Raw genomic sequence first — 12,699 nt, forward strand, 5'->3', positions numbered from 1 at the left:
CGGACAGCCCGAAAGGTTCAGTCCACGATGAAAACCCTCGCACGCCGCCACGCCGGCCTGCTGCTCGGTTCCCTGTTACTGCCGCTGATGGCGAGCGCCGCGGAACCACAGCCCACCCACGAATACACCCTGGACAATGGCCTGAAGGTCGTCGTCCGCGAAGACCACCGAGCCCCCGTGGTGGTCTCCCAGCTCTGGTACAAGGTCGGCTCCAGCTACGAGACGCCGGGCCTCACCGGCCTCTCCCACGCCCTGGAGCACATGATGTTCAAGGGCAGCCGCAAGCTCGGCCCCGGCCAGGCATCGCTGGTGCTGCGCGACCTGGGTGCGGAAGAGAATGCCTTCACCACCGACGACTACACCGCCTACTACCAGGTGCTGGCCCGCGACCGCCTGCCGGTGGCGCTGGAGCTGGAAGCCGACCGCATGGCGCACCTCGCCCTGCCGGCCGACCAGTTCAAGAGCGAGATCGAGGTGATCAAGGAGGAGCGCCGCCTGCGCACCGAGGACAAGCCCAGCGCGCTGGCCTTCGAGCGCTTCAAGGCCGCCGCCTACCCCGCCAGCGGCTACCGCACGCCGACCATCGGCTGGATGGCCGACCTGCAGCGCATGACCATCGACGACCTGCGCCACTGGTACCAGGCCTGGTACGCACCGAACAACGCCACCCTGGTGGTAGTCGGCGACGTCAGCGGCGACGAGGTGAAGGCCCTGGCCGAGAAGTACTTCGGCGAGATTCCGAAACGCGACCTGCCCGCCGCGCGCAAACCGCTGGAGCTGGCCGAGCCGGGTGAACGTCGTCTCAAATTGCACGTACGCACCCAGTTGCCCAGCCTGATCATGGGCTTCAACGTGCCGACCCTGGGCAGCAGTGACGACTCCCGGCAGATCAACGCCCTGCGCCTGATCTCGGCGATCCTCGACGGCGGCTACAGCGCCCGCCTGGCTTCGCGCCTGGAGCGCGGCGAGGAAATCGTCGCCGGCGCCTCGGCCTCCTACGACGCTTTCTCCCGCGGCGACGGCCTGTTCTTCCTCTCTGCAACGCCCAACGTGCAGACCGGCAAGACCCTCGACCAGGTCGAGGCCGCTCTGTGGAAGCAGCTGGAAGACCTCAAGCAGAACCCACCGAGCAAGGAAGAACTGGAGCGCGTCCGCGCCCAGGTCATCGCCGGGCTGGTCTACGAGCGTGACTCCATCGCCGGGCAAGCCAGCACCATCGGCGAGCTGGAAAGCGTCGGCCTCGGCTGGCAACTGGCGGACAAGGACCTGGAAGCCATCCAGGCCGTCACAGCCGAAGATATTCAGCAAGCCGCCCGCACCTATTTCACCCGCTCCCGCCTGACCCTCGCCCAGGTCCTGCCGGAAGTCGCCACCGACAAGGAGCCGAGCCATGAGTGAACGCAATGGCCTGCGCTACGGCCTGGTCGGGCTGATCGTCATCGCGCTGATCGCCGGACTGGTGCTGTTCGTTTCCCGTCCCGCCGCCGAGCCCGAAGCGGCCGCGCCGGCGCCCGCCCCTGCACAACCAGCTGCCGCCGAAAACGCCGCGCCCACCGGCCTGCAATCGCTGGCCGAAGCCGCCGGCAAGGCGCCCAGCCACCGCAAGCTGAACATCCAGCAATGGCAGACCGCCGAGGGCGCCCGCGTGCTCTTCGTCGAAGCCCATGAACTGCCGATGTTCGACCTGCGCCTGACGTTCGCCGCCGGCAGCAGCCAGGACGGCGACACCTACGGCCTGGCCATGCTGACCAACGCCATGCTCAACGAAGGCGTGCCCGGCAAGGACACCAGCGCGATTGCCGCCGGGTTCGACGACCTGGGCGCGAATTTCGGCAATGGCTCCTACCGCGACATGGCGGTAGCCAGCCTGCGCAGCCTGAGCGAGCCGGCCAAGCGCGACGCGGCGCTGGCACTGTTCGACCAGGTGATCGGCCAGCCGACCTTCCCCGAGGACGCCCTGGCGCGCATCAAGAACCAGGTCATGGCCGGCTTCGAGTACCAGAAGCAGAACCCCGGCAAGCTGGCGGGCCTGGAACTGTTCAAGCGGCTCTACGGCGATCATCCGTACGCCCACTCCAGCGACGGCAACGAGAAGTCGGTGCCCAAGATCAGCGTCGCCCAGCTGCGCGCCTTCCACCAGAAGGCCTACGCCGCTGGCAACGTGGTCATCGCGCTGGTCGGCGACCTGACCCGCGAGCAGGCCGAAGCCATCGCCGGCAGCGTCTCCAGGTCACTGCCCAAGGGCCCCGCCCTGCCCGCGCCGGGCGAGCCGCAGACACCCAAGGCCGGCGTCACCCACATCGAGTTCCCGTCCAAGCAGACCCAGCTGATGCTGGCGCAGCTGGGCATCACCCGTAACGATCCGGATTACGCCGCGCTCTACCTGGGCAACCAGATCCTCGGTGGCGGCGGCTTCGGCACGCGACTGATGGACCAGGTGCGCGAGAAGCGCGGCCTGACCTACGGCGTCTACTCCGGCTTCACCGGCATGCAGTCGCGCGGGCCGTTCACCATCGGCCTGCAGACCCGCGCCGAGATGAGCGAAGGCACCCTCAAGCTGGTGCAGGACATCGTCCGCGACTACCTCGACAAGGGCCCGACGCAGAAGGAACTGGACGACGCCAAGCGCGAGCTGGCCGGCAGCTTCCCGCTGTCCACCGCGAGCAACGCCGACATCGTCGGCCAGTTGGGCGCCATCGGCTTCTACAACCTGCCGCTGGATTACCTGGAGACTTTCCTCAGCCAGGTCCAGGGCCTGAGCGTGGAGCAGGTGAAGGAAGCGATGCGCCGCCACCTCGACCCGGACGCCTTCGTCATCGTCACCGCCGGCCCCACCGTGCCGCAGCAACCGCTGCCGCCGCCCACCGACAAACCCGCCGCGCAACCCGCCGGCGTACCGGAGCACTGATGAGCAAACGACCCGGCGGCGCCCCGCGCGCCGCACAGAAGCCCCACGGCGGCCAGGGCCAGCTGCGCATCATCGGCGGCGAATGGCGCAGCCGGCGCTTCGCCTTCCCCGACGGCCCGGGCCTGCGCCCGACGCCGGACCGGGTGCGCGAGACGCTGTTCAACTGGCTGGCGGCTTACGTCCCCGGCGCCCGTGTGCTCGACCCCTTCGCCGGCAGCGGTGCGCTGTTCCTCGAAGCGCTATCGCGCGGAGCCAGTTCGGGCCTGGCGCTGGATACCAACGGCGAAGCCGTGTCCGCGCTGCGCAGCACGCTCGACACGCTCAAGTGCGGCAACGGCCAACTGCTGATGACCGACTCGCTGCGCTACCTCGATACCCCGGCATCGCAAGCCTTCGACCTGGTCTTCCTCGACCCGCCCTTCCACCAGGACCTGCTACAGAACACCTGCCGCCTGCTGGAAGAGCGCGGCTGGCTGGCCAAGGACGCGTGGATCTACACCGAAAGCGAAGCCGTGCCCTCCAGCCTCGGCCTGCCGGGCAACTGGCGGCTGCATCGGGAAAAGACTGCGGGCTCGGTGCATTACGCGCTGTGGCAGCGGGAAAGTTGACGGATGCCGGACGCCCTCCGCGAACAACTGCTGGCGCTGGACGAACGCTGTTTCGTTCAACCTGCCAGCGACTGGGCCGGTGACATCGCCCTACCCGCCGAGCTGGAGCGCTTCTACGGCGAAGTCGGCCCCTGCGACTGCACGCTGGAGACCGCCGGCAATCCGTTCTTCATTCCCTCACTGGCGAAGCTGTGGGGACGGCAGGCCGGCTACCGCTGGCACGGCCTGACCGGCGAGCGGCTGGCAGGATGGGACGAGGGCTGGATCGTGGTGGCGGACCAGGGTGCCGATCCCTTCATCTTCGAGTGCTCCACCGGCCGCATCCTCTTCGACCAGCATGGTGGCCCGTGGGACCCCGCACCGATGTTCGATGATCTCTGGCAGATGACCGCTTGCCTCGCCACCTTCGCGCGGGTGTGGCGCAGCGCGGGCGAAGACATCTTCGCGCAGGACTACAGCGTCAACCCGGTCTTCCGCCGCGAACTGATCGGCGAGCTGGCAAAGCTGCTGGGCGACGCCCGCCGTGCGGAAGACCTGGCCAACGAGTTCGGCTGGTAGCGGGCCTACTGGCTCGCCGCCTCCGCCGCGTCGACGGCCTCGGCTGCATCGACTGCGCTGGCCTCCACGGCCTCCGGTTCAGGCGAGGCGCTCTCGACACCGCGATCGGCGTGCCGACGATCCGGGGCGCCCGAGCAGTCGGCGGTTCCGGACAACTCGCCATCCAGCGCGGCGTGGGCCCAGTTTTCCAGGCGGGTGTACCAGGCGGTGCCCTCGGCAGTCTTCAGCCAGGCGATGGCCTCCGCGTCCTGCTGCTGCGCGGCCTTTTCCAGCCAGAGCCGCGCCTGCAACTTGTTCATGCCCGCACCGGAGCCGTTCCAGTAGGCCTCGCCCACCTTGAACTGGGCACGGGAATCGCCACGGGTCGCAGCCTTGCAGAACCACTGGAAGGCCTTTTCCCGGCTGGCGGCATAGCGATCCTGCAGCGCTGCCTCTTCCTCGGAAGCAGCGTCGTAAATGCCCTGGGAGTCATCCAGATAGAACCATCCCAGGTTGGTTTCGGCGTCTTCGCTGCCGGCCTCGGCCGCGCGCTCGAACCAGGTGCCAGCCTGGACCCGGTCCTTGTCGACGCCTTCGCCGCCCCAGTAGAGGACGCCCATCTCGTTCTGCGCGCCAGCATCGCCCTGCTCCGCGGCTTTGCGGAACCAGCGTGCCGCTTCGGCCTTGTCCTGGGGGCCGCCATCACCCTGGCGATAGAGCATCGCCAGCTGGATCTGCGCGCGAGCCATCCCGGCCTCGGCAGCCTTGCCCCACCATTTGCGCGCGCCGGCGTAGTTTTGCTGCTGGTAGAAGTAGGCGCCTAAATCGAACAGGGCTTGCGGCTCGCCCGTCTCGGCGGCCAGGTGGAGGCGGGTGAATTCGGCGAACAGCTCTTCGCCGCGCGGATCACTCTGTTCGGCGCTGGGTGCGTCCTCGCTGAAGTCGGAAGAGGCGCCATCCGCCCAGGCGAAGCCGGGCAACGCTACGGTGAGAGCGGAGAGAAACAGCCAGCGGCTGAACATAGGGGACAATCCTCATGTCGGTTGAATTGGTCGGCCGTCCGGGCCGGCTCCTTGATGATACCGGTGCAGAGAGCCTTCAGATCGACTTGCCGACATCGACGGTGCTGGTGCGCACCAACTCAACGCCATCGACCACCATCTTCCACTGGTTGCCGTCCTGGTAGGGTGGTTTGGAAACCTTGAAGTGCGTGTCGAACGGGCCGAATCCAACGGTGAAACCGTCGGCTTCGTAGCGCTTGATCGGCGCCTCGATGGACTTTGAAGTACTGCCCGAAACTCGCTTGTAGGCGACGCGGCCATCCGCCGTGACCAGCAGACTCATCTGCGGCGCGGTCCACAAGCCCACGTAGGACTTGTGCTCCTGCGGGACCGGCTCGCCACACGCGGCCAGCCAGACGACCAGGCTCAACGCCGCGATTTTCTTCCACATTCCATCCCCTCCTTTGCGTGGGTTTTCCTGATGACGGATGCATGAGGCATCCATCGTGCGGCCGACTTGGCGTTACTATCACAACTCGTCGCCCCCACTCGATCCGTGATGACTATACCTTCCCCGTTCAAACCCGCCTGGTGGCTACCCGGCCCGCACCTGCAGACTCTCTACGGCTCGCTCCTGCGCAAGGCGCCGAGCCTCCAGCGCACCCGCGAGCGCCTGTGGCTGGAAGACGGTGACTTCATCGACCTCGACTGGCACGGCCCGCACGAGGCGGATGCGCCGCTGGTGCTGGCGCTGCATGGGCTGACCGGCTCGTCGTCCTCGCACTACATCCTCGGCCTGCAGCAGCAACTCGCCGCGCAGGGCTGGGCCAGCGTGGCGCTGAACTGGCGCGGCTGCTCGGGGGAATCGAACCTGTTGCCGCGCGGTTATCACTCCGGCGTCAGCGAGGATCTCGCCTCGGTAGTCGCCCATGTTCGTGCCAAGCGGCCGATGGCGCCGCTTTACGCGGTGGGTTACTCGCTGGGCGGCAATGTGCTGCTCAAGTACCTTGGCGAATCCTCGGATAGCTGCCCGCTGAAAGGCGCGGTGGCGGTGTCGGTGCCGTTCCGCCTCGACCAGTGTGCGGACCGCATCGGCATCGGCTTCTCCAGGGTCTACCAGGCGCACTTCATGCGCGAGCTGGTGGCCTACGTGCAGACCAAGCGCCAGGCCTTTGCCGCCGGCGGCCACGCAGAAAACCTCGCGGCGCTGGAGCGCCTCGGGCCGCTCGATGGCATGCGCACCTTCTGGGACTTCGACGACCGTGTGACCGCGCCGCTGCATGGTTTCGCCGATGTACACGATTACTACCGGCGCGCCTCCAGCCGCTATTACCTGGGCGGCATCCGGGTGCCGACGCTGGTCATCCAGTCCAGCGACGACCCGTTCATCCATGCCAACAGCGTGCCGCAGCTGGACGAGCTTTCCGCGTCGACGCAACTGGAGCTGCTGCCCCATGGCGGTCACGTAGGTTTCATCGGCGGCTCCCCCGGGCGCCCGGATTATTACCTGGAGCGCCGCATCCCGCAGTGGCTGCGCGAACGACGCGAAGCCTGACTGCGCTGGATCAGCCCAGCAGAACGGGAATGAGGCAGACTGAAACTGCACCAGGATGGAAACGCCAGAAAGGAGCGCCGCCATGCACGACACGCCGCTGACGATCCTGCAGAACCCGCCACTGAGCAACGCTCAGTGCGCGGCTATCGCCGCGCTTTACCGCGCCGTGGGCTGGGGCTCTCCCGGCACCACCGCGGAACTGCGCGATCTCTACGAATACTCCAGCTACTTCCTGCTGGCCCTGGACGGTGAACAGGTAGTCGGCCTGTTGCGCGCGGAAAGCGAGACGGCGCAGACCACCTGGCTGGCGGAAATCGCCGTGCTGCCGAGGCTCCAATTGCGTGGAACGGGCCTGGCTCTGATGGCGCGTTTCCTCGCCGATCATCCCGACCGCACGCTTTATACCGATGCCACCGAGGGTGTGGAGGAGTTCTTCCTGCGCCACGGCATCGCCCTGCGCCGGCCACGCGTACCGGGACCGCGCCAGGTGGATGCATGACCTTACAGCCCGAACATTCGGCGGATAACGCTGGCGCGTTATGCGCCCTACATGGGGGCTCGGCGTAGGGCGAATAACCGTTCACGGTTATCCGCCGATGGAATATCAGCCTTCCAACGGCACGTACAACCGATCGAACACCGCCGCTACCGCCTCGCGGAATGCCGGGGCGATGTGCCCGCTTTCCAGCGCCAGCACCTGGTAGATGCCGCGCCGCATCAGCGCTTCGCTGAGGTCGCTGGCCACCTCGCGGGTAGTGCACAGGTAGCGCACCCAGGAGGTGAGGATGATCCAGGCATTCAGGGTCAGCGCTTCGAGCTGCGGCTCGTCCATCTGCAGGATGCCGGCGTCGACGAAGCCCCGGTAGATCGCCTTGGCGTTGTCCATTGCGCGGCGGGCGAAGGCGCGGTAGGCGGCGGCCAGCTCCGGGTCGGAGTCCAGCAGGTGCTCGAGGTCGCGGTGCAGGAAGCGGTAGTGCCACATCGCGGCGAGCAGCGCCTCGAGGTAGAAGGTCTTGTCTTCCACCGTCAGCGCGCGCCCCTCGGGCAGGTGCAGGAACTGGTCGACGTGGCTTTCGTACTCGGCGAACAGCTGGGCGATGATCACCTGCTTGTTGCGGTAGTGGTAGTACAGGTTGCCCGGCGAGATGCCCAGGTGCGCGGCGATGTGGTTGGTGGTGACGCTGCGCTCGCCCTGGGCGTTGAACAGCTCGAGGCTGGCCTGGGCAATGCGGTCACGGGTATTGATGCGTGGTGCCATTCGCGAAACTCATCGAAGCGGATTGCGCGGACGCAAAGGTACACCGATTGCTACCACCTGACACAACTCCGGGATGCGCCCAACTTTTCGTTGGCTGGGCCTGGCGGTACGGAAACGGCATGCTGATTGACACTCTAGAGCAATTGCTCTAAAAAACCAGCGACAGCATAAAAACGCGAAGCATCCGAGATCCTTGTGTGAATCCCCGGAGAGCTTCCCCACCCGCTTCCGCCCAGGAGCCCGTCATGGTTGCCGATATCGCCTACCTGCAGCAGACCCAGCAGCAGATCAGCCAGCTGGAAACCCTTCTCGAACGCCAGCGCCAGGCCTATCGCGCGAACCCGATGCCGGACGCCGGCCAGCGCATCCAGTGGCTGAAGAGCCTCGCCAACCTGCTGGTGACCGAGCAGAAGGCGATCATCGACGCCATCAACGCCGACTTCAGTAACCGCTCCGCCGACGAAACCCTGCTCGCCGAAGTGCTGCCCAGCCTGCACGGCGTGCATTACGCCACCAAGCGTGTGAAGAAGTGGATGAAGCCGTCGCGTCGCAGCGTGGGCATGCAATTCATGCCGGCGTCGGCCAAGGTCATCTACCAGCCGCTGGGCGTGGTGGGCGTGATCGTGCCGTGGAACTACCCGCTGTTCCTCGCCATCGGCCCGCTGACCGGCGCGCTGGCCGCCGGTAACCGGGTGATGATCAAGATGAGCGAATCCACCCCGGAATCCGCCCGCGTGCTGAAGGAACTGCTGGCCAAGGTCTTCCCCGAGGATCTGGTCGCCGTGGTGCAGGGTGAAGTGGACGTCGGCGTGGCCTTCTCCAAGCTGCCCTTCGACCATCTGCTGTTCACCGGCGCCACCAGCGTCGGCAAGCACGTGATGCGCGCCGCCGCCGAGAACCTCACCCCGGTCACCCTGGAGCTGGGCGGCAAGTCGCCAGCGATCGTTTCCGCCAGCGTGCCGATGAAGGACGCCGCCGAGCGCATCGCCTTCGGCAAATCGCTCAACGCCGGGCAGACCTGCGTGGCACCGGACTACGTGCTGGTGCCGCAGAACCGCGTCGACGAGTTCGTCGAGAGCTACCGCCAGGTGGTCCAGGGCTTCTTCCCGAAACTGGAGAACAACCCGGACTACACCGCGATCATCAACGAGCGCCAGCTGTCGCGCCTGAACGGCTACCTCGCCGACGCCCAGGCCCGCGGCGCCACCGTCATCCCGCTGTTCCCGCAGGCCCAGGGCCGCCGCCTGCCGCAGGCGCTGGTGCTGAACGTGACCGACGAGATGAAGATCATGCAGGAAGAGATCTTCGGCCCGCTGCTGCCGGTGATCCCCTACCAGAACCTCGACCAGGCACTCAGCTACGTCAACGAGCGCGATCGCCCGCTGGCGCTCTACTTCTTCGGCTACGACAAGCGCGAGCAGGATCACGTACTGGCGCAGACCCATTCGGGCGGGGTGTGCCTCAACGACACCCTGCTGCACGTTGCCCAGGACGACATGCCCTTCGGCGGCGTCGGCCCGTCCGGCATGGGCCACTACCACGGCCACGAAGGCTTCCTGACCTTCTCCAAGGCCAAGGGCGTGTTCAGCAAGCCGCGCTTCAACGCTGCGCGGGTGATCTACCCGCCCTACGGTAAATCGCTGCAGAAGCTGGTCTACAAGCTGTTCATTCGCTGACCGGCACCCTCCAAGACACAGGTGAAAAAATAAGAATGACAGACACCTCCCTGAGCGCGCCGGGACTCTCCCGGCGCGGCGTGCTCAAGATCGGCCTGCTGGGCGGGGCCTTCCTCGCCACGGCGGGCGTTACCGCCAGCCTCAGCGGCTGTTCCGCCAGCACTCCGGCCAATGGCTTTGCCGTGCTGCGCGATTCCGACCTGCCGTTCCTGCGCGCGTTGATCCCGGTGATGCTGGCCGCCGCCGTGCCCGCCGAGAGAATGGCGGAGGCCGTGAAAGGCACCATCCAGAGTCTGGACAACAGCCTGAACCACCTCTCCCCGGAAATGCTCAAGCTCACCGTGCAGTTGTTCGACGTGCTCGCCTTGCCGATCACCCGCGGGCCGCTCACCGGCATCTGGGGCAGCTGGGACAACGCCAGCGCGCAGGATGTGCAGAACTTCCTGAACCGCTGGCAGAACAGCTTCATCTCCCTGCTGAAGATGGGCCACAGCTCGCTGCTGCAACTGGTGATGATGGCCTGGTACAGCCGCCCGGAATCCTGGGGCCACTGCGGCTACCCCGGCCCGCCGAAAATCTGATTTCGCCAGAACAACAAGAATTCGCCTGAGAGATTTCCGATGCCCGTACCCGATCTGTTCGCCGAGGGCCTGGCCCGCGGCTGGAAAGTCCACAACGGCTCGCGCCTGGACAAGGACCTGACCCTGGAGGCCGACGTCGTGATCGTCGGCACCGGCGCCGGCGGCGGCACCACAGCCGAAACCCTCAGCGCCGCCGGCTACAAGGTGCTGCTGGTGGAAGAAGGCCCGCTCAAGACCAGCAGCGACTTCAAGATGCAGGAGGCTGACGCCTACCCGAACCTGTATCAGGAAGGCATCGGCCGGATGAGCAAGGACGGCGCCATCACCATTCTCCAGGGCCGCGCCGTGGGCGGCACCACCCTGGTCAACTGGACCTCCAGCTTCCGCACCCCGGAGCCAACCCTGGAGCACTGGGCCAAGGAACACGGCGTGAAGGGCCACAGCGTCGCCGAGATGGCGCCCTGGTTCGAGAAGATGGAACAACGCCTGGGCGTCGCGCCCTGGATCATGCCGCCCAACGCCAACAACGACGTGATCCGCAACGGCTGCGAGAAGCTCGGCCTGCACTGGAAGGTCATCCCGCGCAACGTCCGCGGCTGCTGGAACATCGGCTACTGCGGGATGGGCTGCCCGACCAACGCCAAGCAATCGATGCTGGTCACCACCATTCCGGCCACCCTGGAGAAAGGCGGCGAACTGCTGTTCCTCGCCCGCGCCGAGCGCCTGCTGCTCGACGGCAACAAGGTCAGCGGCCTGGAATGCTCCGCCATGGACGAGCGCTGCGTCGCCCCCACCGGCCGCAAGATCACCATCAAGGCGCGCCACTACGTGCTCTCCGGCGGCGGCATCAATACCCCGGCGATCCTCCTGCGCTCCAAGGCGCCGGACCCGCACGGCCGCGTCGGCCAGCGCACCTTCCTGCACACGGTGAACTTCAGCGCCGCTCTGTTCGACGAGGTGATCAACCCCTTCTACGGCGCGCCGCAGTCGATCTATTCCGACCACTTCCAATGGGACGACGGCGCCACCGGGCGCATGTCCTACAAGCTCGAAGTGCCGCCGCTGCAACCGGCGCTCAGCGCCACCCTACTCGGCCGCTTCGGCGAAGACAACGCGCTGCGCATGGAGCAGTTGCCGCACACCAACGTGATCCTCGCGCTGATGCGCGACGGCTTCCATCCGGACAGCGCAGTGGGCTCCGTCAGCCTGCGCGGCGACGATACCCCGGTGCTCGACTACCAGATGACCGACTACACCTGGGACGGCATCCGCCGCGCCTTCCACACCATGGCCGACATCCAGTTCGCCGCCGGCGCCAAGGCCGTGCTGCCGCTGCACGCCGACGCCGGCTACGTGAAGACTGCCAAGGAAGCACACGAGCTGATCGACAGCCTGAGCCTGGAGCTGTACCGCACCCGCCTGGGCAGCGCCCACGTAATGGGCGGCTGCGCCATGGGCGAGGATCCGAAGCAGTCGGTGTGCGACAGCCTCGGCCGCCACCACCAGCTGGAGAACCTGTCGATCCACGACGGTTCGCTATTCCCCACCAGCATCGGCGCCAACCCGCAGCTCTCGGTCTACGGCCTCACCGCGCAACTGGCCGACGCCCTGGGCAAGCGGCTGGGCAAGGCCTGAAGCGACTCCCGGACCATCCGCGTGAGATGGTTCTTCGTAGGAGCGAGCTTGTGACCCACAGGGATGTGGGGAATGCCGTTATCCGTAGGGAATGGATTCGGCCTCGCGAACATTCTCCGCTGCGGGGCTGATTCGCGAGCAAGCTCGCTCCTACAGGGGTTCTCCTTGCAAAAGTCCGTGCGCAAGCTCTGGCACGCGGCCTGCGCGTGACTCATCGGTCTCTCGCCGGTTATCTCAGGTAGTCCGTTCACAGAAGCACTACCAAGGTCGCTTGGCCCCACGGACATGCTGCGTTACCATCCGCCCGCTATTGCACCAGCCTGCCAACAAGAGCCGACCAGGACGCCGCGATGAATCGAGTGTTGTACCCGGGTACCTTCGACCCCATCACCAAAGGCCATGCCGATCTGGTCGAACGCGCCTCGCGACTGTTCGACCAGGTGATCATTGCCGTCGCCGCCAGCCCCAAGAAGAATCCCCTGTTCCCGCTGGAACAGCGCGTCGAGCTGGCCCGCCAGGTCACCTCGCACCTGCCCAATGTAGAAGTCGTCGGCTTCTCCACGCTGCTCGCGCATTTCGCCAAGGAGCAGAATGCGAACATCCTGCTGCGCGGCCTGCGCGCGGTGTCGGACTTCGAGTACGAGTTCCAGCTGGCCAACATGAACCGCCAGCTCGCACCCGACCTGGAAAGCATGTTCCTCACGCCGTCGGAGAAGTACTCCTTCATCTCCTCCACCCTGGTGCGCGAGATCGCGGCCCTGGGCGGCGATATCACCAAATTCGTCCATCCCGCGGTGGCCAGCGCCCTGGCCGAGCGCTTCAAGCGCTGATCCGCCTGGCCGCCATGGATGGCGGCATCTCCCAAACTTCGTAGCGCCTCCGATCCCGCTTCGCGTGCACTCCGCGCGCCGATACGGCACAATTTCACCATTGTTGCTAC

Annotated in this window: 13 protein-coding genes; 10 read left to right on the plus strand and 3 right to left on the minus strand. The window is 66.4% G+C overall.

Annotated elements, in window-relative coordinates; all coding sequences use genetic code 11:
• The first annotated feature begins 27 nt into the window (after positions 1–27).
• Genes G4G71_RS00755 through G4G71_RS00770 form a run of 4 tightly spaced genes read left to right on the plus strand, consistent with a single transcriptional unit; the run spans position 28 to position 4,074 of the window.
• Positions 28–1,398, plus strand: coding sequence for a M16 family metallopeptidase (locus tag G4G71_RS00755; RefSeq protein ID WP_169935011.1), 1,371 nt, complete (start codon positions 28–30; stop codon positions 1,396–1,398).
• Positions 1,391–2,908, plus strand: coding sequence for a M16 family metallopeptidase (locus G4G71_RS00760; RefSeq protein ID WP_169935012.1), 1,518 nt, complete (start codon positions 1,391–1,393; stop codon positions 2,906–2,908). The genes G4G71_RS00755 and G4G71_RS00760 overlap by 8 nt, the downstream gene beginning before the upstream one ends.
• Positions 2,908–3,516 (plus strand): 16S rRNA (guanine(966)-N(2))-methyltransferase RsmD, encoded by a 609-nt coding sequence (rsmD, locus tag G4G71_RS00765; RefSeq protein WP_169935013.1) that lies wholly within the window; start codon positions 2,908–2,910, stop codon positions 3,514–3,516. Before G4G71_RS00760 ends, rsmD begins: the two co-directional genes overlap by 1 nt.
• 3 nt (positions 3,517–3,519) lie before the next feature.
• Positions 3,520–4,074, plus strand: coding sequence for a hypothetical protein (locus tag G4G71_RS00770; RefSeq protein ID WP_169935014.1), 555 nt, complete (start codon positions 3,520–3,522; stop codon positions 4,072–4,074).
• A 5-nt stretch (positions 4,075–4,079) separates the two neighbouring features.
• On the opposite strand, the gene G4G71_RS00775 is transcribed toward G4G71_RS00770, so the two are convergent.
• Positions 4,080–5,075, minus strand: a complete 996-nt coding sequence (locus tag G4G71_RS00775; protein ID WP_169935015.1) for a tetratricopeptide repeat protein — start codon at positions 5,073–5,075, stop codon at positions 4,080–4,082.
• A 76-nt stretch (positions 5,076–5,151) separates the two neighbouring features.
• The gene (locus G4G71_RS00780) at positions 5,152–5,505 is read right to left on the minus strand and encodes a hypothetical protein (protein WP_169935016.1); all 354 of its coding nucleotides are present in this window, start codon (positions 5,503–5,505) and stop codon (positions 5,152–5,154) included.
• A gap of 108 nt (positions 5,506–5,613) precedes the next feature.
• Between G4G71_RS00780 and G4G71_RS00785 the strand changes: the two genes are divergently transcribed.
• Together G4G71_RS00785 and G4G71_RS00790 are read left to right on the plus strand one after the other, a co-directional pair.
• Positions 5,614–6,609 carry a hydrolase gene (locus tag G4G71_RS00785; RefSeq protein WP_169935017.1) on the plus strand — a complete coding sequence of 332 codons (996 nt, stop codon included), beginning with the start codon at positions 5,614–5,616 and terminating at the stop codon, positions 6,607–6,609.
• 82 nt (positions 6,610–6,691) lie between these two features.
• A complete protein-coding gene (locus G4G71_RS00790) occupies positions 6,692–7,108 on the plus strand; it encodes a GNAT family N-acetyltransferase (RefSeq protein ID WP_169935018.1) in 417 nt (138 codons plus the stop codon).
• A 105-nt stretch (positions 7,109–7,213) separates the two neighbouring features.
• Here G4G71_RS00790 and G4G71_RS00795 read toward each other — a convergent pair whose 3' ends face one another.
• Positions 7,214–7,867, minus strand: a complete 654-nt coding sequence (locus tag G4G71_RS00795; RefSeq protein WP_169935019.1) for a TetR/AcrR family transcriptional regulator — start codon at positions 7,865–7,867, stop codon at positions 7,214–7,216.
• 245 nt (positions 7,868–8,112) lie between these two features.
• On the opposite strand from G4G71_RS00795, the gene G4G71_RS00800 reads away from it, so the two are divergent.
• The 4 genes from G4G71_RS00800 to coaD all read left to right on the plus strand — a co-directional run bounded on the left by G4G71_RS00800 (position 8,113) and on the right by coaD (position 12,589).
• A complete protein-coding gene (locus G4G71_RS00800; protein WP_169935020.1) occupies positions 8,113–9,543 on the plus strand; it encodes a coniferyl aldehyde dehydrogenase in 1,431 nt (476 codons plus the stop codon).
• Between the two features lie 35 nt (positions 9,544–9,578).
• A complete protein-coding gene (locus G4G71_RS00805) occupies positions 9,579–10,124 on the plus strand; it encodes a twin-arginine translocation pathway signal protein (protein WP_169935021.1) in 546 nt (181 codons plus the stop codon).
• A 39-nt stretch (positions 10,125–10,163) separates the two neighbouring features.
• The gene (locus G4G71_RS00810) at positions 10,164–11,759 is read left to right on the plus strand and encodes a GMC family oxidoreductase (RefSeq protein ID WP_169935022.1); all 1,596 of its coding nucleotides are present in this window, start codon (positions 10,164–10,166) and stop codon (positions 11,757–11,759) included.
• 350 nt (positions 11,760–12,109) lie between these two features.
• Complete coding sequence (gene coaD, locus G4G71_RS00815; RefSeq protein WP_024767001.1) at positions 12,110–12,589, plus strand: pantetheine-phosphate adenylyltransferase; 480 nt, start codon at positions 12,110–12,112, stop codon at positions 12,587–12,589.
• Positions 12,590–12,699: the final 110 nt, after the last annotated feature.

This window comes from Pseudomonas multiresinivorans (assembly GCF_012971725.1).
Taxonomy (GTDB): domain Bacteria; phylum Pseudomonadota; class Gammaproteobacteria; order Pseudomonadales; family Pseudomonadaceae; genus Pseudomonas; species Pseudomonas multiresinivorans.